This is a genomic window from Acinetobacter lwoffii (assembly GCF_015602705.1).
Lineage (GTDB): Bacteria > Pseudomonadota > Gammaproteobacteria > Pseudomonadales > Moraxellaceae > Acinetobacter > Acinetobacter lwoffii_E.
The window spans coordinates 318,417-338,878 of the sequence record NZ_CP059081.1; the positions used below are offsets into that span (position 1 = coordinate 318,417).

Genomic DNA, 20,462 nt, shown 5'->3' on the forward strand with positions numbered 1-20,462 from the left:
GCATATTCATCATTTAATGCTGACGGCTGGCTTTTTCAACCAGACCGGATAAGCCCTGACGACGTGCCAGCTCATTCAAGACCAGTTGCGGTTCGATATCGAAATAACCCAGCATCACAATGGTATGGAACCACAGATCAGCAACTTCATAGATCAGATCATTTTTATTGTCTTCAGAGACCTGAGCGTTGAAATCTTTGGCAGCCAGCACAGTTTCAAAGCTTTCTTCACCCACTTTTTCCAGAATCTTGTTCAAGCCTTTATGGTAGAGCTTGGCCACATAAGACGAATCTGGATCTGCTTTTTTGCGTTCTGCCATCATCTGACCCAGATAAGACAGGACTTCGACCTGTTCAGATTGAGCTGTTGACGCCTCCATGGCAAGCGTATGTGGATTAGCAGATTTTTCACCATAAATCGCAGACGGATCTTTCAACTGTGCATCGACAATTTCCCAGCCATTTGGCGTGAGCTTGCGATAGAAACATGATTCACGGCCAGTATGGCAGGCGATACCGCCATGTTGTTCAATTTGCAGCACAATCACGTCGGCATCACAGTCCAGACGGATTTCATGTACGGTCTGAAAATGTCCTGATTCTTCGCCCTTATGCCATAACTTGCTGCGTGAACGGGAGAAATACACCGCCTGATTTTTTTCAGCAGTTAAAGCCAAGGCTTCACGATTCATCCAGGCTACCATCAACACACGTCCAGTTTGATGATGCTGGGCAATGGCAGGGACTAATCCTTGTTCGTTAAATTTTACTTCATCGAGCCATTGCGCGTTGTTCATAAGGGTTTCCATCATTTCAATCAAAATATAAAAATACGGATAGGAAATATCCGCTGATAGTGTACGTGATCTCGCAGCATTTGCGGCAAAAATCTGTGTTGATAAGGACAGACTGTGTCGTGGTTTTTTAAATCAGTCTACTTTAGTCCAGATCTTGCAAAACTGAGACATAGAAAAGCCGCCCGGTCGGCGGCTCGTATTTTAATTAAATTGTCCGTATGAAAAATTACCAGTGTTCGCCCGGGAACAGACGTGCATATGCTTTTTGCACTAAGTTTAATTTTTGTGGTTGGCCCACAGATGCACTTGAACTTGGGAACAGGTTATAGCCAATTGACATCAAGACATTGTTGATATCCGGTGCAATTGAATAGGTAATGGAAGCCAGGCGGCCCAAACCGGTCGCCACTTTCTTCGGACGTTTCACAATCGCATAGGCAATCAGGTCAGCCGCCTGTTCCGGAGAAAGCGTTGGGACATATTTATAAATTTTAGTTGGCGCAATCATTGGAGTACGCACCAAAGGCATATAGATCGACGTGATTGCGATTTTATGCGAATGCACTTCTGCAGACAGGCAGCGGCTAAAGGCATCCAGTGCAGCTTTTGAAGCGACATAGGCCGAAAAGCGGGTGGCATTGGCCAGTACACCAATTGAGCTGATGTTAATAATGTGACCTGCGCGACGAATCATCATTTGCGGCAGGATATTCATCACCAGACGCACGGCGCCAAAATAGTTCAGCTGCATAGTCCGTTCAAAATCATGAAAACGATCTACTGACTCATGCACCGCACGGCGAATCGAACGTCCTGCATTATTGATCAGAATATCAATATGATCGACTGAGGCAATAATCTGTTTGGAAACTTCATCAATCGCTTCCATATTGTTTAAATCACATGGAAAGATTGAGGCTTTGCCGCCTTTGGCTTCAATTTCTGATTTTACTTGTTCTAGGGTTTCCTGAGTACGGGCCACCAGTAAAACATGGGCACCTGCATCAGCCAGTTGATGTGCTGTCGTTAAACCAATACCGCTGGATGCACCGGTAATCAGGACGGTTTTACCTGCAACACGTTTTTCCAGTTGTTTGTGTAGTCTAGTTTTCACGTTTGTTATCCCTAATTTGAAGTCAGCGTTCAAATTATTTTTATTAAAGGTCTATGGCGCTCTAACAGAAGATGAGAGCGAAGGTGAGTCCAGATATGATAACCAATTCTTCAGGAAAATCTATAAATTAAAGTATTGAAATTAAAATAAAAATTAGAGTAATTGCTCTATTTGTGTTCACTCTTTTATTTAACTTTTAACATGAAAATAAAAAGCAAAGCAAGTGGCTGTTTTAGAAAATAAATAAAAAAACCTCACCAAAATGATGAGGTTTCGAAGCGGCTCGGGCACCTTTTTAAACGGCCGCCAGCGCCTGTTCCAGATCGGCAATCAGGTCATCACTATGTTCAATCCCAATGGATAAACGCACCATATCCTCACTGACACCTGCTGATTTTAACTCCTCGGCATTGAGCTGACGATGCGTAGTGGTCGCCGGATGGCAGGCCAAACTTTTGGCATCGCCGATATTAACCAGACGTGTAAACAGTTGCAGGGCATCAATAAAACGTGTGCCGCCTTCGAGACCATGTTCTACCCCAAAGGTCAGAATGGCAGACGGTTTACCTTTCACATATTTCTGTGCCAAGGCATGCTGTGGGTGATCTTTCAGGCCGGCGTAATTAACCCATTTCACTTTAGGATGTTTTTGCAGATATTCAGCGACTTTCAGTGCGTTTTCGGTATGACGTTCCATACGCAAGCTTAAAGTTTCCAGACCTTGCAGAATCAGAAACACATTCTGCGGGCTGATCGCAGCGCCGGTATTACGGAGTGGCACCACACGGGCACGCGCGATATAAGCAGCTTCACCCAAAACTTCGACATAGTTCACGCCGTGGTAGCTTGGATCAGGGGTATTCAGGGCAGGGAAACGCTCAGGGTATTTACCCCACGGGAATTTGCCGCTATCCACAATGATGCCGCCAATTGAATTACCATGACCACCGATATATTTGGTCAGGGAATGCACCACAATATCCGCACCAAAGTCGAAAGATTTTTGTAGTACTGGGGTGGCAACGGTATTGTCGACAATCACCGGTACGCCATATTCATGTGCAATTTTAGCAATGGCTTCCAGATCAATAATATTACCCAGTGGATTACCAATCGATTCGACAAAGACCAGTTTGGTTTTTTCATCAATCAAGTCACGCAGACTTTCCGGCTTTTCATAATCAAAGAAACGGACTTCAATGCCCTGTTTTGGTAGGGTATGGGCAAAGAGGTTATAGGTACCGCCATATAGCGTTGACACAGAAGCAATGTTGTCACCCGCTTCCGCAATGGTCTGAATGGCATAGGTAATCGCGGCCATGCCAGAGGCCAAAGCCAGCGCACCAATTCCACCTTCCAGTGCTGCAACACGTTGTTCCAGAACCGCAGTGGTCGGGTTCATAATTCGGGTATAGATATTGCCCTGAACCTTTAAATCAAAGAGATCGGCCCCATGTTGAGTATTGTCAAAGGCATAAGACGTGGTTTGGTAAATCGGTACTGCCACAGCTTTGGTGGTTGCTTCAGGGGTATAACCTGCATGAATCGCAAGGGTTTCTGCTTTATAACTCATTCTGTTTGATCTTCTTGTTTAAGTTTATGGCTTGAGTGTAGCATTTTCACATATGAGTAAAAGTGCAATTTTATTGAAATAAATATATGAAATATTCATATATCGACTTGGATTTGAGTCATTTATTTTACTAAAAACAGCTGTTTAAAAAAACATCAGCAACAAACTTGTAACAATGCATTGAAGTTCATGGCAATGGCTTATGTTTTCGCAGCTTTCTGCGTATAATAGCCGATTATTTTTTCGCTCATTTTTGAGCTGGGGTGGTTGTTTAAACCCCATTTGGTTTTTCAGTTGAGGAGTCCTACGTGGCCCAATATATTTACACGATGAACCGAGTGTCGAAGATGGTTCCGCCTAAGCGCGAAATTCTGAAAGACATCTCCTTATCATTTTTCCCAGGCGCTAAAATTGGTGTGCTTGGTTTAAACGGTGCAGGTAAATCTACCTTGCTTCGTATTATGGCGGGCGTAGATAAAGATTTCTCTGGTGAAGCACGTGCGCAACCGGGTATAAAAATCGGTTATCTTGAGCAAGAACCACCTTTAGATGAAACTAAAGACGTTCGTGGTAACGTCGAAGATGGTTTACGTGAACCGCTTGATGCCTTGGCACGTCTGGATGAAGTCTTTGCTGAATATGCAGCAGAAGATGCGGATTTCGATGCACTTGCGAAAGAGCAAGAGAAGCTTGAAGCGATTATCCAGACTTGGGATGCGCATAACCTTGCGAACCAGATGGATCAAGCAGCTGCAGCATTGAACTTGCCTGCTTGGGATGCAGATGTATCTAAGCTTTCAGGTGGTGAACGTCGTCGTGTGGCGCTGTGCCGATTACTTCTGTCTAAACCAGATATGTTACTTCTAGACGAACCAACGAACCATTTAGATGCTTCATCTGTATCTTGGTTGGAACGTTTCTTGAAAGACTTCCCGGGTACGATTGTTGCGATTACGCATGACCGTTACTTCTTGGATAACGTTGCTGAATGGATTCTGGAGCTTGACCGTGGTATGGGCATTCCGTATCAAGGTAACTACTCTTCTTGGCTTGAGCAGAAAAATGCCCGTTTAGAGCAAGAGAACAAGCAGGAAGAATCTTTTGCTAAAGCATTGAAAAAAGAACTTGAATGGGTTCGTTCTAATGCCAAAGGTCAGCAAAAGAAAAACAAAGCGCGTATGGAGCGTTTTGAAGAGCTTAACTCACGCGAATTCCAGCAACGTAACGAAACCTCTGAAATCTACATTCCACCTGGTCCACGTCTGGGCAACAAGGTTGTAGAAGTTGAAGGTATCAGCAAATCGTTTGGTGATCGTTTACTGTACAAAGATTTAACTTTCACAGTACCACCTGCTGCAATTGTGGGTATCGTGGGTGAAAACGGTGCAGGTAAAACCACGCTATTCCGTATGATGACTGGTGAACAGCAACCAGATACCGGTACGGTAACACTGGGTGAATCGGTTAAAGTGGCTTATGTCGGTCAGATCCGTGACACGCTCGACAACAATAAAACCGTTTGGGAAGAAGTGTCTGGTGGTCTGGATATCTTGAAGATTGGCGAATACGAAATTGCATCACGTGCGTATATCGGTCGCTTTAACTTTAAAGGTCAAGATCAGCAAAAACGCGTAGGTCAATTGTCTGGTGGTGAGCGTAACCGTTTACAACTTGCGAAAATTCTGCAAATGGGCGCAAACGTTATCCTACTCGATGAACCATCGAATGACTTGGATATCGAAACCTTGCGTGCACTTGAGGATGCCATTCTGGTATTCCCGGGTACTGTGATGGTGATCTCGCATGACCGTTGGTTCCTGGACCGTATTGCAACGCACATCTTGTCATTTGAAGGTGAAACCCCTGAATTCTTCACCGGTAACTATGCTGAATTCGAAGAATACCGTCGTAAACGAGATGGTGATGACCTTGTCGCGAAGCGTCAAAAATATCGTAAAATCGGTGTTTAATCATCTCCGACTTTTGTAAATAAAAAAACCAGCCTCAGGGCTGGTTTTTTATGTTTATTATATGGTGGAGGGTAAATTAGATTTCCCACTCATGATTACATTCACGGCATTTCCATTTCTTTTGTGTTTGCATGAATGCCTGCATTGAAATTTTAAAATCAGGTAGATCTTTATAGAACATAAAACCTGCGATCAAAGAAAGAATAAAGACGATCACAGTCGCAGTCTGTAAAGTGGTACCTGCACCATCGCCAAAAATCCACATCGCGATGCTAATAATGACCAACAATAACAACAGGAACAGGGCAGGGACCAGAAACATTAAGCTTTTAGGAACCACTGGACGTGGAGCTGCTTGACCTGGCTGGGCCACTGGCATGATTTTCGGGCTTTGACACTTAGGGCAACGATATTGCATTACAACTCCAAAATTCTAAATTACTGATTATTTTATCGGAAGATGCGAAGAAACCGAAATATTGCCCAACATAAAATATACAGGCAATAAAAAACCCAAGTCGCAATGCTTGGGTTTTTTATAAGATCACCATAATATATTACGGTGATCTTGAATATGGCGTCCCTACGGGGATTCGAACCCCGGTTACCGCCGTGAAAGGGCGATGTCCTAGGCCTCTAGACGATAGGGACAATTGAGGCAAATAACACAGCTAAAGCAAGACTTGATTTGGTGGAGTCAAGGAGGATCGAACTCCTGACCTCTACAATGCCATTGTAGCGCTCTACCAACTGAGCTATGACCCCAGTCTGTGTGAGCGCTATATTAGGGATATCGCGCTCACACGTCAACACAAAAATTAATTAAGCTTGATCAACTGCTTCATTTTTCGGCAACTTTAAGCTTTCATTAAGTTTTTCCCAGACTTTCAGCTCTTTTTTACTTGGACCACCGACAATTTCCAGCGCATGACGTAAGCGTGCAAAAGTTAAATCCGGACCAATGGTCACCATCGTTTGCATTACTGGTGTAGACGCAGTCGAACCAGCGATCGCAATAAAGAATGCAGGCATGAAGTCGCGCAACTTGATTTCCATTTGTGCGGCCAAGTCCATTAAGGTCTGGCTCACCGTGTCGTTATTCCAAGTAAACAGGCTTTCTAAACGCCAAATTGCGAATTGAAGACTTTGACGTACCTGTTCATCCGACAGTTTCTTGCTTTCAAACTGTTCTTTAGACAGAGTCGGGAAGTGGTTGAAGTAATGCGCAGACCAGTTCACCGCTTCAGACAGCAGGTTGATACGTGGTTGAATCGCAGCTACAATTTCTTCTAATTTGGCGCGGTCTGCTTTCCAAGCCAATAAGGTGTCAAGTAATTCAGCCGGGCTGAGTGCCTTGATCCATTGACCATTTAACCAGTTCAATTTCTCGACATCAAAGATCGGACCACCGAGTGATACACGTTTGATATCAAAATGTTCAATCATTTCAGCCAAAGTGAATTTTTCACTTTCATCTGGCATTGACCAGCCCATGCGACCCAAGTAGTTCAATAAAGCTTCAGGCAATACACCGATGTTTCTATAGTAGTTAATTGAGGTCGGGTTTTTACGTTTAGACAGCTTAGATTTATCCGGGTTACGCAGCAGTGGCATGTGGCATAGTATCGGCATTTCCCAACCAAAATATTGATACAGTAACTGATGTTTCGGCGCAGATGGAATCCATTCTTCACCACGAATTACGTGGGTGATTTGCATCAAATGATCATCTACTACGTTTGCTAAATGGTAGGTTGGGAGGCCATCGGTTTTTAGCAGGATTTGCATGTCTACTTGCGCCCATGGAATTTCCACTTCGCCACGCAGCATGTCATTGAATTTACATACGCCTTCGGTTGGTACTTTCATACGGATGACGTGTGGTTCACCAGCGGCCAAACGACGCTCAACTTCTTCTTGAGTGAGATTCAGACCGCGACCATCATAACGTGGCGACTCACCACGTGCCTGCTGTTCTGCACGCATTTGATCTAGTTCTTCTGCAGTTGCAAAACAGTAGAAAGCATGGCCTTTCTCTACCAGTTCCAAGGCATAATTTTTATAGATATCCATACGTTCTGACTGGCGATACGGCGCATGCGGGCCACCGACATCAGGACCTTCAGACCAGTTCAGACCCAACCAGCGCAATGAATCTAGGATCATTTTTTCAGATTCAGACGTTGAGCGCAGTTGGTCAGTATCTTCAATACGAAGAATGAATTCACCACCATGCTGTTTAGCAAAACATAAGTTAAATAAGGCGATATAGGCAGTACCTACATGCGGAAAACCAGTAGGAGAAGGTGCAATACGAGTACGAACAGTCATAGCCGGATCTAATCTTAGATATAAAATTGCAGCTATTATAGCGAAAAAGCCACATCACTTAATGCTTTATTCAACATTGAATGATGTGGCTTTTAAATCCGGGAATATTCAGCGCTGTTGAGGCTGATTAAGAATGAGCACTCGAAAAAATACTTTGGACAAAGCGGGTGAAGCGGTAATTCTGTTCTGCAAAGAAATTTTGCGAAGGTGCGACTTTAAATGCAGTCAAGACTTTTAGATTATCTTCTGTTTGAAGTGTTTTTTCAGTTTTTTGTTGCTGAATCGCTTTTTCAATCGGCGAAGTCTTGCTTTCAACAGTGCTTACTGTAGGCTTCGGCAAGTCTGTCTTCACAACGACGGCATGACCGAGTTGAATCGAGAACAACATAATCAGGCTTAGGATGCTGGCTGTGAATAATGTAAATTTCATATCCAAACTTCCTCCTTACTTCTGGTTGGTTTTATTTTGTTAAAATGTTTTTTTAATACTCTGTCTACAATTTAATCACAGTTGATCATAAAGAAGTAGAACCAAGTCACATTTTTTACAAAAGAAATAATATAACTCTGTGGAAAATTACCAAAAATCGTAATTTCCTGTTTTGGTGGCCTATTTTTAACAGACAACTGTGAAGAGAACGTGAAGAACTGTCTTATATTGTAGCAGAAGATTACTTTTCTAGCAGAATATGTATCCGGATTTAATTGTTAGTAGATATCTCAAAATCAGAAATAGATTGTAGATATTGTTATAAATATATGATTGTTATGTTTATTTTTGATTTGTATAGTACAGATCATATAAACAATGAGCTACATAAGATGAAAAAAATAATAGCATCCGCAATCTTGACAATTTTGGTGGGAACAGCAATACAGAATTCTATTGCCAAAGATTTCCTGAATGTGTCTTATGACCCGACTCGTGAGTTTTATCAGGAATATAACGAAGAATTTGGCAAGTTCTGGAAGCAGAAAACCGGACAGAAGGTCAATTTTAAACAGTCACATGGTGGTTCAGGCAAGCAGGCGCGTTCAGTGGTCGATGGTTTGCAGGCCGATGTCGTAACCTTGGCCTTAGCCAATGATATCGAAGAAATCGTCAATGCCGGTTTAATCGAGAAAGGTTGGCAAAAAGAGTTTCCGAGTAATTCGGCACCCTATACGTCTACGATTGTATTCTTGGTGCGTAAAGGCAATCCAAAGCAAATCAAAGACTGGAATGATCTGACCAAAGCGGGTGTGGACATTATTACCCCAAACCCGAAAACTGGTGGCGCGCCACGTTGGATCTATCTTTCTGCTTGGGGTTATGCACTGAAACAGCCAGGCGGTAATGATGCGAAAGCCAAAGAGTTGGTGAAAAAACTTTATCAAAATGTCAAAGTTTTAGATTCCGGTGCCCGTGGTTCACTGACGACGTTTGCCGAGCGCGGCATTGGTGATGTGCTTTTATCCTGGGAAAATGAAGCCTTGCTGGCGACGCAAGGTCTGGGTAAAGACAAGTACGATATTGTCTATCCATCGATTTCAATTCTGGCCGAACCATCGGTAGCGATTGTCGATAAGAACGTGAATAAAAATGGCACTACCCATCTGGCAAAAGGCTATTTAAACTATTTATATTCACCAAAAGGGCAGGAGCTTGCTGCGAAATATTTCTTCCGTCCGCGGGACGCCAAAGTGGCTGCCAAATATTCAGCCCAGTTTCCGAAAATCCAGACCTTTACCATTGATAAAGTCTTTGGTGGTTGGGCCAAAGCGCAAAAAACACATTTTGTGAATGGGGCGATTTATGACCAGATTTACAATGAAAAAAGATAAGTGAGCGTTAGTCTAAATACAATAAAGAAAATGGCTAAAGTGTTATCCATTTTCTTTATATCTAATGCATAAAATTCTATATATTAGAGATAAGTAGAATAATAAATAGTATTTTCCTTTTAAAAACAAAATATTAATACAGAAAAACCTTTTATTTTATCGTGTTGTGATGTTGTAGGGTGAATTGCGATAAATGATTTTATTTCATATAGTTATATCTAATGAAGATAAACTCCGTGCTGCCATGAAAATTCAATTAAAATCGTTATTTAGTGCTGCCTTATTGGCGACTGGTTTAGGCATGACCGCGACTGCTTCACAAGCAGCAGACCGTCAGTTTCTAAATGTATCCTATGATGCTACGCGTGAGTTCTATGATGAATTTAACAAATCATTTGGCGCTTACTGGAAAAACCGCACCGGTCTGGATGTGAATTTCAAGCAGTCACATGGCGGTTCGGGCAAACAGGCACGTTCTGTGGTCGATGGCTTGAAAGGTGATGTGGTGACTTTGGCGCTGGCCAATGACATCGAAGAAATTGTGAAATCTGGTCAGATTCAGCCAGGCTGGCAAAAGGAATTCCCACACAACTCGGCACCTTATACCTCGACGATCGTATTCATGGTACGTAAAGGCAATCCGAAAGGCATCAAGGACTGGAATGACTTAACCAAACCAGGCGTGCAAATTATTACGCCGAACCCAAAAACGGGTGGTTTGCCGCGTTGGGTGTATCTGTCTGCATGGGGTTATGCCGAGAAACAGCCAGGCGGTAATAAAGCCAAAGCACAGGACTTTGTCGGCAAACTTTATAAGAACGTGAAAGTGATGGATTCTGCTGCCCGTGCTTCAATGACCACCTTTGCCGAGCGTGGGATTGGCGATGTATTGCTGACTTGGGAAAATGAAGCTTTAGTAACGCAAAAAACCTTGGGTAAAAACAAGTTTGATATCGTTTATCCATCGATTACGATTTTGACTGAACCATCAGTGGCGATTGTGGATCGTACGGTAGAGAAAAATGGCAATAAATGGTTAGCAACAGGTTATATCAATTACCTGTATTCACCATTGGGTCAGGAAATGGCAGCTAAACATTTCTATCGTCCGCGTAATGAAAAAGTATTAGCGAAATATTCGGCACAGTTCCCGAAAATCAAAACCTTTACCATTGATGAAGTCTTTGGTGGTTGGGCCAATGCACAGAAAACCCATTTTGTTAATGGTTCAATTTTCGACCAGATTTATAACAGCAAACGTTAATTGATCTGCGAAGTCATCTGGATTGAAAAAAGCCTCCGAAACCGGAGGCTTTTTTGTATAAGAAAAATGCTAAAACGGTTTTCTCTATGGAAAGTAATATTTATCTACAAAAAGTCGTTTGGAGCTTTGCCTAAACAGGGTGATAATGTGCAGTTAAATTTTTCCCCCTATTGATTGAGTTTTTATGTCACATATTTCTGTATTACTTCACGAAACGATTGATGCCTTGTTGGCGGGTCGCAATACGGGAACTTATGTGGATGGGACCTTTGGCCGTGGTGGACATACGCGTTTATTGCTGTCCAAATTAGATGAAAATGCACGCGTCTATGCCTTTGATAAAGATCCACAAGCACTGGCTGTAGCAGCTGAACTCGAACAAGAAGATTCACGCTTTAAAATTATTCATGCCAGCTTTGCTGATCTGAAAGAGGTGCTTGCTGAGCTGGGCATTGAACACGTTGATGGGGTGATGGCGGATCTTGGTGTTTCTTCACCGCAGCTGGATCAGGCTGAACGTGGTTTCAGTTTTATGAAAGACGGCCCGCTGGATATGCGTATGGACAACTCGCAAGGTCCAACTGCAGCAGAATGGCTGACCCAGATTGAAGAAGAAGCATTAGCCAATATTATTTTTAAATATGGTGAAGAGCGTTATAGCCGCCGTATTGCCAAAGCGATTAAAGCTGCCGGATATATTGATACTACGGCAAAGCTGGCTGAGATCGTAAAAGTAGCGCACCCGAAATGGGAAAAAAATAAGCATGCTGCGACCCGTACTTTCCAGGCGATTCGTATTGCTATTAATAAGGAATTAGAAGATATTGAAATCTTCTTGCCTCAGGCCGTTGAAATCTTAAAGCCAGAAGCACGTTTGGCGGTAATTAGCTTCCACTCACTGGAAGACCGTTTGATTAAACAATTTATTCAAAAAGAGTCAACGCTTGAAGAAGATTCAGGCTGGGGAATGCCACAACAACAGAAAGATACGCGACGTTTAAAGAAAGTTTCTCGTGTTAAAGCCAGTGATGAGGAGGTTAAAGCCAATCCTCGTTCGCGTAGCGCATGGCTCCGGGTAGCAGAACGTTTAGCTTAATAGGCAGATCATGAAAACGGAAGTGGTTGATAAAAAAACAGAAAAATTGTGGCTGAAAAAAGTTACAATCTATCTCATGCTGATACTGATGGTCTTCATCAGTGCAGTATTTGTGGTATTTCAGGTATTTGAATACCGTCAGGACAACAGAAAGCTGAGTACCTATCTGCGTGAAAGGGATGACCTGAATGCAGAGTGGGGGCGTTTGCTGATTGAACAGCAAACTTTTGGCGCGACGGCACAGATCGGTACGCGTGCAGTGACACAGCTGCGTATGTATTCACCTCCGGTTTCACAAAGTGTCGTGATTTCCTTACCACAAACTTCAGATGAGAAAAAATAAGGCTAGCGTTCCGACATGGTAGACAAGAGAAAGAAGCAACCGGTACGTAAAAAACAATCGGTCACCGACAAAAATGCCTCAAATGTTTATATCAATCGTTTTTACATCATGTGGGCGGTGGTGCTGCTGTGTTTTGTGACACTGATTTGCCGTGCTTTCTATGTACAGATTATTAATAAAGATTTTTTGCAAAATAAAGCCAATGCCAATATTTTAAGAACCAATACCATCAAGGCGATGCGTGGCGTAATTTATGATCGTAATGGCATTCCATTGGCGATTAGTACCCCAATCATGAAAATTGTGATTGATCCACGTGATTATTTTGACAATAAAAAACTCTATGATGAGACCATGCTGGCGCTGGAAAAAGAACCGAATAGCCGCAAGCTCAAACGTCAGCTACCTGATAAAAACCTGAATCTGGATGAGCTGGCGGATGCAGTCGGTATGGATCGGGCAGAACTGCGCAAAAAAATGCAAGAACGTCCGCGTTCACGTTATCTGATCCTGAAAAAAGAAGTTCCGCCACAACAGGCCGAACTGATCATGAAACGTAATTTTCAGGGCGTATATACCGAGAAAAACTATAAACGTTATTATCCGCAGCCGCAGCCAAACTCTCAGATTATTGGCCTGACCAATAGCGAAGGCAGCGGCATTGAAGGTCTGGAAATGCAGCTGAATAGCCGTCTTTCCGGAAAGGATGGCGAACAGCAGATCATTCGCGATAAAAAAGGTAACCGGGTCAAAGAACCGGAAGTGATTAAAGAAGTTGAACCGGGCGAAAATATTACCTTAAGTATCGACTCGCGTCTGCAATATATCATGTACCGTGAGCTGACTGCGGCCGGAGTTGCCAATAATGCCCGTTCAGCGACTGCGATTGCGGTAGATGTCAAAACCGGTGAAATTCTGGCGCTGTCATCATGGCCATCCTATAACCCGAATGATAAAAACAGCCTGCTCAATAAGGATGCCATGCGTAACCGCGGTGCAGTCGATTCTTTCGAGCCGGGCTCGACCATGAAGCCGCTCACTGTAGCGATGGCCTTGGAAAGTGGCAAATATACGGCGAATTCAGTCGTGAATACCACACCGGGCAGTATGCGGGTTGGTAATCATACCATTCGTGATACGCATAACTATGGTCAGTTGACACTCGGCGGCATTCTACAGAAATCCTCTAACGTTGGTGTGGCAAAACTGGCCTTATCGTTGCCGTATGAAACCTTACCAACCTTCTATAAACGTCTGGGTTTTGGTCAGCGTTCAGCGGTGAAATTCCCGGGTGAAAGTGCCGGTTTGATTCTTCCACCAAGCAAATGGAATGTATCAGAAGTGGCGACTATGTCCTATGGTTATGGTCTGAACGCGACGGTACTTCAGCTGGCTGATGCCTATGCCATGCTGGCCAATAAAGGCGTGAAAATGCCGCTGAGCCTGTACAAGCTGGAAGAACAGCCGCAGGGTGAGCAGATGATTGATGCCAATATTGCCGATCAGGTCCTGCTGATGATGGAAACCGCAACCTTGCCAGGTGGTACGGCAACTCGCGCCACCATTCCTGGTTATCGCGTAGCAGGTAAAACCGGTACTGCACATAAGTTGCGTGCCGACCGTAAAGGTTATTCGACCAGTGAATACCGGGCTTTATTTGCCGGCGTAGCACCAGTCAGTGATCCACGGATTGCCATGGTGGTGGTGGTAGAAAACCCACAAGGCACTTACTATGGCGGTACGGTATCTGCACCGGTCTTTGCACGCGTGATGCAGGAATCCTTGCGTCTGCTGAATGTCCCTCTGGACAAACCTTTAGAACCTCCCAAAGTCCAGTAAATAGGTGATCAATGTCTATTACATTTCAAGATCTCTACACCCCTCACGATGTCGCTGACTGGATGAAGCAATCCTTTCAGGGCTTCGAGCTGGATAGTCGTAAAGTCAAACCGGGACAAATTTTTATTGCCCTGACCAGTCTGTCACAACCGGAAAAAACTGCTCAATTTGCCCAGAAAGCTTTGCATCAGGGTGCATTGGCTGTGATTTCAGAAACTGAACTGGAGGTATCTCCAAATCTGGTAGTGGCAGATGTACGTCATCTGATGGGGCAGTGGCAAAAGCAGTATTTGCAAGCTACTCAACCTGTTCAAGCTGCGCGTATTCTTGCAGTTACCGGCACCAATGGTAAAACCACGATTTCTCGCTTGGTGGCTGAATTCATCATGCTGCAAGGTAAAGCCTGTGCGGTAATGGGCACCACTGGTAACGGCATTCTGCCAAATCTGGAAGCATCTTCGCATACCACCCTGGATGCCTTGCAATTGCAAAATGCCTTGCATGGCTATGCGCAGGCCGGTGCAGAATTTGCTTCGATTGAAGCCAGCTCCCATGGTCTGGAACAAGGCCGCTTGAATGGTTGTGATATCGAGATTGCAGGCTATAGTAATTTGAGCCGTGACCATCTGGATTATCACGGAACGCTGCAAGCTTATGCAGAAGCAAAGTCAGGTTTATTCCGTTTTGAATCTTTAAAAGTGGCTGTCATCAATATCGATGATGAACATGCACAGATCATGCTGGATGCTGCGAAAAACAATCCGGCACAGCCTAAAATTTTGACTTATTCCACCAAGCAAAAAGCGGATTACCAGGTTCAGGGTATTCAGTACAGCATTTCAGGTGCGACCTTTAAGCTGAAAACTGCCTCTGCTGAATATGTGGTTAACAGTCCATTACTGGGCCATTTCAATATTGAAAATCTGGTCGCCAGTCTGATCATGGCGGAACAGGTCGGATTTGACCTGAACAGTTTGATTGCGACAGTACCACACCTCAAAGGTGCGCCAGGTCGCATGCAGGTGCTGCGTGATGGCGAACGTCTGTTTGTGGTGGATTATGCCCATACCCCGGATGCCCTGACCCAGGTTCTGGTGACCTTGAAACGTCATGTTTCACAAAATCTTTGGACTGTTTTCGGCTGTGGCGGTGATCGTGACCGTGGTAAACGTCCACTGATGACTCAAGCTGCTTTAGATGGTTCAGATATCGCAGTACTCACTTCTGATAATCCACGGACCGAAGATCCGGCACAAATCTTTGCGGATATGAAAAACGGCATCGATTTTTCCGGCAAAACCTATCATGAAATTCATGACCGTCGTGAAGCGATCAAGTTTGCGGTTAAACACGCGCGGGCGGGTGATATTGTAGTGATCGCAGGAAAAGGGCACGAAAATTATCAGGAAATTGATGGTGTACGTCACTGGTTTGATGACGTGATCGAAGTACAAGCTGCCATTGATGCCCAGCATTGCAGTACAGATTCAGCCTATTCAGCGCATTAGGATTCAGATATGCATACCTCAACAACAAGTACTGCGGCGCTGGAGCCGTGGAGCATAGAACAATTACAACAGGCTACTCAAGGCTACTGGTTGAATGATAAAAAGCCTGCAGGCCAGATCAAGCGGATTTTGACTGATTCACGTGATGCAGAATCAGGTGATGCTTTTCTTGCGCTGAAAGGTGAGCGTTTTGACGCGCACGACTTTATTGCTCAGGTGGCCGCTCAAGGTTGTGAAATTGCCATTGTCAGCCGTCCGGTGGATGCTGATATTTGCCAGTTGGTAGTGGAAGATACCCGTTTGGCACTTGGACAGTTAGGTGCTTATCGCCGTCAGCAGAATCCTCAACTCAAAGTGATTGCCTTAACCGGCAGTAGTGGCAAGACCACGACTAAAGAAATGCTGGGAAGCATGCTGTCGCGTCTGGCACCGACCTTGGTTACGCGTGGTAATTTGAATAATGACCTCGGCGTGCCGGTAATGTTGCTGGAGCTGCGTCCTGAACATCAATATGCGGTGATGGAACTCGGTGCAAGTCATCAGGGTGAAATTGATTACACTTCAAAAATGGTGCAGCCGCATGTGGCGGGGATCATTAATATCGGGACTGCGCATTTAGGTGAATTTGGCGGTCGTGACGGGATTTGCCGCGCGAAATCCGAGATTTATGCGCATATCTCTAAAACCTCAATTATTCCTGCTGCAGATGATTTTGCTGAAGTCATTCGTGCCGCAGTAAGAACTGAAAAAAGCTTAAGTTTTGGTGCTGGCGGTGAAGTCTATGCCAGCGATATGGTGCTTGAAGCTCAATCTTCAAGCTTTACACTGAATACACCACAGGGCTCGAAAACAGTTCGTTTACCATTTGCCGGCGAGCATAATGTCGAGAATGCCACAGCTGCCGCTGCATTTGCCCTGGCGATCGGTATTGGTCTGGATGATATCGTGGCTGGCCTGGAACAGGCAGTGGGTGCGAAAGGTCGTCTGAACTTTATTCCGCACAAAGACTATTTATTTATTGATGACACCTACAATGCCAATCCGGGTTCGATGCGTGCAGCAGCAGAAGTGTTGGCACAACAGCAAGGCATCCGGATCATGGTCACCGGCGATATTGGTGAACTCGGTTCATCTGCCGCAATCGAGCATTACAAGCTCGGTCGGGATCTGGTCTCGGTGAAAGGCATTAATTTTGTGGTGGCTGTAGGTGAATTTGCGCCGGCCGCACAAGAAGGTGCCCGTAGTACACAATATGGTAAAAAAATGCAGGCTTTCCTGAATCAGGAGCAGGCATTACCGTTTTTAATTCGTTTGATTGAAACACATCAACCTCAGCCGATGTCATTCCTGTTTAAAGGGTCGCGTTTTACCCATATGGAAACATTGATGGCTGCATTGATGGAGAAACTCTAAATGCTGTTATGGCTCTTTGAACATTTGGCGGGCTTTGACAGCACGTTTCAGGTGGTTCGTTATTTAACTTTACGTGCTTTGCTCAGTGTCTTGACGGCATTGACCATCGGTCTGGTGCTCGGTCCTGTAATGATTCGCAAGCTTCAGGCGCTGAAATATGGTCAGGCAGTCAGCTCGTATGCCCCTGAAAACCATGCTAAGAAAATGGGCACGCCGACCATGGGCGGGGTGCTGATCCTGCTTTCGATTGGTATCTCAACTCTACTCTGGGCAGATCTTTCCAATCCTTATGTCTGGATTGTGCTGGGTGTGATGGTGATTTTCGGTGCCGTTGGCTGGGCCGATGACTGGATTAAAATCCGTTATAAAGACAATGCGGGTTTGCCTGCGAAGAAAAAATTCTTCTGGACTTCAGTTGGTTCTTTGGGTGCTGGTATTGCTTTGTATGTCATTGCACAGCAACAGACCAATCCGGTGCATACCGCGAATATGCTGGATCTGCTGATTCCATTCTTTAAAGACCTAAGCATTCCATTATCGATGATCCCATTGGGCATTGGTTTTATTATCTTTACCTATTTCGTGATTAACGGTGCCTCCAATGCCGTGAACTTGACTGATGGTCTGGATGGTCTGGCAATCATGCCAATCGTGCTGGTTGCTACAGGTTTGGGCGTATTTGCCTATTTGGCCGGTGACGTGCGCTTTGCCAATTATCTGCATATTCCTTATGTAAAATATTCGTCTGAACTGGTGGTGGTCTGTGCTGCCATGATCGGAGCGGGTCTGGCTTTCCTTTGGTATAACGCCCATCCAGCCCAAGTATTTATGGGGGATGTCGGTGCTTTATCTCTCGGTGCAATGCTCGGTACGATTGCCGTCATGGTTCGTCAGGAAATCGTATTTGCGATTATGGCCGGTGTCTTTGTGGTGGAAGCGGTTTCAGTGTTCTTGCAGATTGGTTCATTAAGAATGCGCAATAAACGTGTATTCCTGATGGCACCGCTACATCATCATTATGAAAAGAAAGGCTGGCGTGAAACCCAGGTGGTGATCCGTTTCTGGATTATTACGATTATGCTGGTAGTTTTGGGTCTAATGACCTTAAAATTGCGCTAAGAAATGCATTGGAAAAAGTCGGCGCATGCCGGCTTTTTTATTTTGGAGAAAATGATGAATTTACTCATGTGCCCAGTCTGTCGCCAGCAGTTGAGCTTAAATGAAAGAACATGGCGCTGTGAGAATCATCATAGTTACGATGTCGCCAAACAGGGCTATGTGAACCTGCATGTGGTTCAGCACAAGCACAGCAAAAACCCGGGAGATACGCCTGAGTCTGTGCAGGCACGTCGCGCATTTCTCAGCGCAGGTTATTATGCGCCTTTGCAACAGGCTGTCGTGGAAAAGATTCGCGAGTTGCGGATTGAGAACCTTTTGGATATTGGTTGTGGGGAAGGCTATTACACCAATGCCATGCAGGCCGAAGTGCTGCAATGCGTCGGGGTTGATATTGCCAAGAATGCGATTCAGGTCGCAGCCAAACTGGATAAAGAGGTGACTTGGGTGGTGGGAACTGGGGCGACTTTACCGGTACTGGATGAATCAATTGATCTCTGTACCAGTTTATTTAGTCCGATTCCCAAACAGGAAATCCTGCGAGTCCTAAAACCAAAATCTTATTTGATGGTGGTGACACCGGCCCCACAACATTTATATGCCATGCGTGAGGCTTTATTTGAAGAAGTGAAACCACATGAGCCGCAGAAGTTTGTTGAGCAGTTACAAGATGAATTTAATCTGGTTAGTGAGCAGGTGATTGATGCGCCAATGGTTTTGCCACAGGCTGATTTAAAAAACCTGATTGCGATGACGCCATATGCTTATAAGGCCAAACCTGAACGTCGTTTAGCACTTGAACAGCAGGATCAGTTTGAATTGCTGGCTCAATATCAGATTTACCTGTTTCAGAAAAAATAAAAAATGCATATAAAAAAAGCCCTCAACTGAGGTAATGCCAGTCAGTTAAGAAATTGACTGGCATTTTCTTGGATATTTTTGTGCTTTAATTTTCACTACTCGCGGACATTGCCTTTGCCTTTTTTCAGGTAATACAAATATTTTAGATTGTTCAAATAATTGCGCTAAATGTTTGGGTAGGTTTCCTGCTGATTCTAAAGGTGTGTGCCTTAAGATATTGATAATACTCATAGATGCAATATGGAAACTGATCCTTAAAGGACTCACCTTTGCATGTTCAGCGATAAACCTCATCTGTCTTCTTAAGATATTATATGCAATAAATACCCCCCACAATTCTTGATAGACCAAATCAGGTTGTTTGCTTCTTAAAATCCTTGCATCCTGTAAATCACTTTTAATTTCCCGATAACACATTTCTATTTCCCAACGCTGGATACAAAGCATTGCAAGGTCTTTGAATGGATAAACTTTAGAATCTGTTAATGATGTAATGTAACGTCTTATTTTTCCTGCATATTCAACTTCAATTAAACGTGCTTCCCAATAGTCACCCAATGACGGATTTATCTTTTTTGCTCTTGCTGAAACAGGCATTTTGATCTGAAAGTCATGGGCCGCATTATGATGAATCACTTCATAACGCAGGTTGTCCTTTGCTCGCATCAACCAATGACTCTCTTCTGCCTGAGATTGCCAGCTCACTAAAAAATCAGCAGAGAAGTAAGCACGATCAAATAGGGTAATACTGCGAACTGGTGCTTTTAATTGACTGGCTAAGGTTAATTCACCTTGATCCATACTGCCCATTTGGGCATCAATCATTTCATGGGTATTGGTATTCACCAGGCAAGTCGCTCTAACTTGTGGGTAAGGTGCAGCTGCTGTTTTGCCTTTGGATGAACCAAAGTGCTTAAAGTTTTCTTCTGTATGAGGCATAGACCAAACCACACCATCTACAGCACAAACGCATAGACCGTGAAAGTTGCTATATTGTTGTTGTGAGTCTTTAAACCATGCCTGACTTAATGTCGAAAATAAAGCACTCATGGGTTCTAAGCCTAAGCGTTGTCTTGCTTGTACGGATGCACTCGGTACATAGTATTCTGCCGTACCGAAAACAAGTTGCAATTGTTGAACCACATACCAAATCGGTTGATTTCGAAATAGAGCAAGTCCGATTACCAGCCAAACAACATGTTCAGCAGGCAGTTTTCTTTTTCGAATTGATGCTTTACCTGTTTGGTCTAAGCAATCTTCAATCCAGTTTAAATCAATCAATTCACTGAATTGTGAAAGTGAAGGTAGGGTTCGTTTTAATGTTAAATCTAGATTCTGAGATAAATTCATAAAAAAAGAGCGTATTTACATACGCTCTTTTTACAGCATTTTAACTTTTTTTGCTTAACTGACT

The 20,462-nt window shown here is 44.0% G+C and carries 17 protein-coding genes and 2 tRNA genes; 10 read left to right on the forward strand and 9 right to left on the reverse strand.

Annotated elements, in window-relative coordinates:
* Nucleotides 1–13: 13 nt before the first annotated feature.
* The 3 genes from hisIE to H0S56_RS01440 form a co-directional block, all read right to left on the reverse strand.
* Entirely contained in the window at nt 14–796 is a 783-nt protein-coding gene (gene hisIE / locus H0S56_RS01430) for a bifunctional phosphoribosyl-AMP cyclohydrolase/phosphoribosyl-ATP diphosphatase HisIE (protein WP_195725492.1), read from the reverse strand.
* Between the two features lie 226 nt (nt 797–1,022).
* Nucleotides 1,023–1,910 carry an SDR family NAD(P)-dependent oxidoreductase gene (locus H0S56_RS01435; protein WP_174894126.1) on the reverse strand — a complete coding sequence of 296 codons (888 nt, stop codon included), beginning with the start codon at nt 1,908–1,910 and terminating at the stop codon, nt 1,023–1,025.
* A gap of 295 nt (nt 1,911–2,205) precedes the next feature.
* The gene (locus H0S56_RS01440) at nt 2,206–3,483 is read right to left on the reverse strand and encodes an O-acetylhomoserine aminocarboxypropyltransferase/cysteine synthase family protein (RefSeq protein ID WP_004732469.1); all 1,278 of its coding nucleotides are present in this window, start codon (nt 3,481–3,483) and stop codon (nt 2,206–2,208) included.
* A gap of 308 nt (nt 3,484–3,791) precedes the next feature.
* On the opposite strand from H0S56_RS01440, the gene ettA reads away from it, so the two are divergent.
* Nucleotides 3,792–5,453, forward strand: a complete 1,662-nt coding sequence (gene ettA / locus H0S56_RS01445; RefSeq protein ID WP_195725493.1) for an energy-dependent translational throttle protein EttA — start codon at nt 3,792–3,794, stop codon at nt 5,451–5,453.
* A 76-nt stretch (nt 5,454–5,529) separates the two neighbouring features.
* Here ettA and H0S56_RS01450 read toward each other — a convergent pair whose 3' ends face one another.
* The 5 genes from H0S56_RS01450 to H0S56_RS01470 all read right to left on the reverse strand — a co-directional run bounded on the left by H0S56_RS01450 (nt 5,530) and on the right by H0S56_RS01470 (nt 8,214).
* A complete protein-coding gene (locus H0S56_RS01450; protein WP_004281123.1) occupies nt 5,530–5,871 on the reverse strand; it encodes a membrane protein in 342 nt (113 codons plus the stop codon).
* A gap of 157 nt (nt 5,872–6,028) precedes the next feature.
* A tRNA-Glu gene (locus H0S56_RS01455) sits at nt 6,029–6,104 on the reverse strand.
* Nucleotides 6,105–6,142: 38 nt separating this feature from the next.
* Nucleotides 6,143–6,218: transfer RNA gene (locus tag H0S56_RS01460), tRNA-Ala, on the reverse strand.
* Nucleotides 6,219–6,275: 57 nt separating this feature from the next.
* The gene (gene gltX, locus H0S56_RS01465; protein ID WP_195725494.1) at nt 6,276–7,784 is read right to left on the reverse strand and encodes a glutamate--tRNA ligase; all 1,509 of its coding nucleotides are present in this window, start codon (nt 7,782–7,784) and stop codon (nt 6,276–6,278) included.
* A gap of 127 nt (nt 7,785–7,911) precedes the next feature.
* A complete protein-coding gene (locus H0S56_RS01470) occupies nt 7,912–8,214 on the reverse strand; it encodes a hypothetical protein (RefSeq protein WP_004281126.1) in 303 nt (100 codons plus the stop codon).
* 392 nt (nt 8,215–8,606) lie between these two features.
* Here H0S56_RS01470 and H0S56_RS01475 point away from each other — a divergent pair, with 392 nt between their 5' ends.
* The 9 genes from H0S56_RS01475 to H0S56_RS01515 all read left to right on the forward strand — a co-directional run bounded on the left by H0S56_RS01475 (nt 8,607) and on the right by H0S56_RS01515 (nt 19,048).
* Nucleotides 8,607–9,608, forward strand: coding sequence for a sulfate ABC transporter substrate-binding protein (locus tag H0S56_RS01475; RefSeq protein WP_195725495.1), 1,002 nt, complete (start codon nt 8,607–8,609; stop codon nt 9,606–9,608).
* Between the two features lie 244 nt (nt 9,609–9,852).
* Nucleotides 9,853–10,872: a sulfate ABC transporter substrate-binding protein gene (locus tag H0S56_RS01480; RefSeq protein WP_195725496.1), complete on the forward strand. Its 1,020-nt coding sequence runs from the start codon at nt 9,853–9,855 to the stop codon at nt 10,870–10,872.
* 184 nt (nt 10,873–11,056) lie between these two features.
* Nucleotides 11,057–11,968, forward strand: a complete 912-nt coding sequence (gene rsmH, locus H0S56_RS01485; RefSeq protein ID WP_195725497.1) for a 16S rRNA (cytosine(1402)-N(4))-methyltransferase RsmH — start codon at nt 11,057–11,059, stop codon at nt 11,966–11,968.
* A gap of 76 nt (nt 11,969–12,044) precedes the next feature.
* Nucleotides 12,045–12,311, forward strand: coding sequence for a cell division protein FtsL (gene ftsL, locus H0S56_RS01490; RefSeq protein WP_370940785.1), 267 nt, complete (start codon nt 12,045–12,047; stop codon nt 12,309–12,311).
* A 15-nt stretch (nt 12,312–12,326) separates the two neighbouring features.
* Nucleotides 12,327–14,150 carry a penicillin-binding protein PBP3 gene (gene ftsI / locus H0S56_RS01495; RefSeq protein WP_004732461.1) on the forward strand — a complete coding sequence of 608 codons (1,824 nt, stop codon included), beginning with the start codon at nt 12,327–12,329 and terminating at the stop codon, nt 14,148–14,150.
* Between the two features lie 11 nt (nt 14,151–14,161).
* On the forward strand, nt 14,162–15,658 hold the full coding sequence (locus H0S56_RS01500; RefSeq protein ID WP_195725498.1) for a UDP-N-acetylmuramoyl-L-alanyl-D-glutamate--2,6-diaminopimelate ligase: 1,497 nt from the start codon (nt 14,162–14,164) through the stop codon (nt 15,656–15,658).
* A 9-nt stretch (nt 15,659–15,667) separates the two neighbouring features.
* Nucleotides 15,668–17,071: a UDP-N-acetylmuramoyl-tripeptide--D-alanyl-D-alanine ligase gene (locus tag H0S56_RS01505; RefSeq protein WP_195725499.1), complete on the forward strand. Its 1,404-nt coding sequence runs from the start codon at nt 15,668–15,670 to the stop codon at nt 17,069–17,071.
* The gene (mraY, locus tag H0S56_RS01510) at nt 17,072–18,190 is read left to right on the forward strand and encodes a phospho-N-acetylmuramoyl-pentapeptide-transferase (RefSeq protein ID WP_004644946.1); all 1,119 of its coding nucleotides are present in this window, start codon (nt 17,072–17,074) and stop codon (nt 18,188–18,190) included.
* Nucleotides 18,191–18,244: 54 nt separating this feature from the next.
* Nucleotides 18,245–19,048 (forward strand): putative RNA methyltransferase, encoded by an 804-nt coding sequence (locus H0S56_RS01515; RefSeq protein ID WP_195726027.1) that lies wholly within the window; start codon nt 18,245–18,247, stop codon nt 19,046–19,048.
* A gap of 45 nt (nt 19,049–19,093) precedes the next feature.
* Here the strand turns inward: H0S56_RS01515 and H0S56_RS01520 are convergent, their stop codons facing one another.
* Nucleotides 19,094–20,398, reverse strand: a complete 1,305-nt coding sequence (locus tag H0S56_RS01520; protein ID WP_195725500.1) for an IS4 family transposase — start codon at nt 20,396–20,398, stop codon at nt 19,094–19,096.
* Nucleotides 20,399–20,462 lie beyond the last annotated feature (64 nt).

Coding starts and splice junctions, on each gene's coding strand:
- hisIE (WP_195725492.1), bottom strand. CDS start 796: ATGAACAACGCGCAATGGCTCGATGAAGTAAAATTTAACGAACAAGGA.
- H0S56_RS01440 (WP_004732469.1), bottom strand. CDS start 3,483: ATGAGTTATAAAGCAGAAACCCTTGCGATTCATGCAGGTTATACCCCT.
- H0S56_RS01450 (WP_004281123.1), bottom strand. CDS start 5,871: ATGCAATATCGTTGCCCTAAGTGTCAAAGCCCGAAAATCATGCCAGTG.
- gltX (WP_195725494.1), bottom strand. CDS start 7,784: ATGACTGTTCGTACTCGTATTGCACCTTCTCCTACTGGTTTTCCGCAT.
- H0S56_RS01470 (WP_004281126.1), bottom strand. CDS start 8,214: ATGAAATTTACATTATTCACAGCCAGCATCCTAAGCCTGATTATGTTG.
- H0S56_RS01475 (WP_195725495.1), top strand. CDS start 8,607: ATGAAAAAAATAATAGCATCCGCAATCTTGACAATTTTGGTGGGAACA.
- H0S56_RS01480 (WP_195725496.1), top strand. CDS start 9,853: ATGAAAATTCAATTAAAATCGTTATTTAGTGCTGCCTTATTGGCGACT.
- rsmH (WP_195725497.1), top strand. CDS start 11,057: ATGTCACATATTTCTGTATTACTTCACGAAACGATTGATGCCTTGTTG.
- ftsL (WP_370940785.1), top strand. CDS start 12,045: ATGCTGATACTGATGGTCTTCATCAGTGCAGTATTTGTGGTATTTCAG.
- ftsI (WP_004732461.1), top strand. CDS start 12,327: ATGGTAGACAAGAGAAAGAAGCAACCGGTACGTAAAAAACAATCGGTC.
- H0S56_RS01500 (WP_195725498.1), top strand. CDS start 14,162: ATGTCTATTACATTTCAAGATCTCTACACCCCTCACGATGTCGCTGAC.
- H0S56_RS01505 (WP_195725499.1), top strand. CDS start 15,668: ATGCATACCTCAACAACAAGTACTGCGGCGCTGGAGCCGTGGAGCATA.
- mraY (WP_004644946.1), top strand. CDS start 17,072: ATGCTGTTATGGCTCTTTGAACATTTGGCGGGCTTTGACAGCACGTTT.
- H0S56_RS01515 (WP_195726027.1), top strand. CDS start 18,245: ATGAATTTACTCATGTGCCCAGTCTGTCGCCAGCAGTTGAGCTTAAAT.
- H0S56_RS01520 (WP_195725500.1), bottom strand. CDS start 20,398: ATGAATTTATCTCAGAATCTAGATTTAACATTAAAACGAACCCTACCT.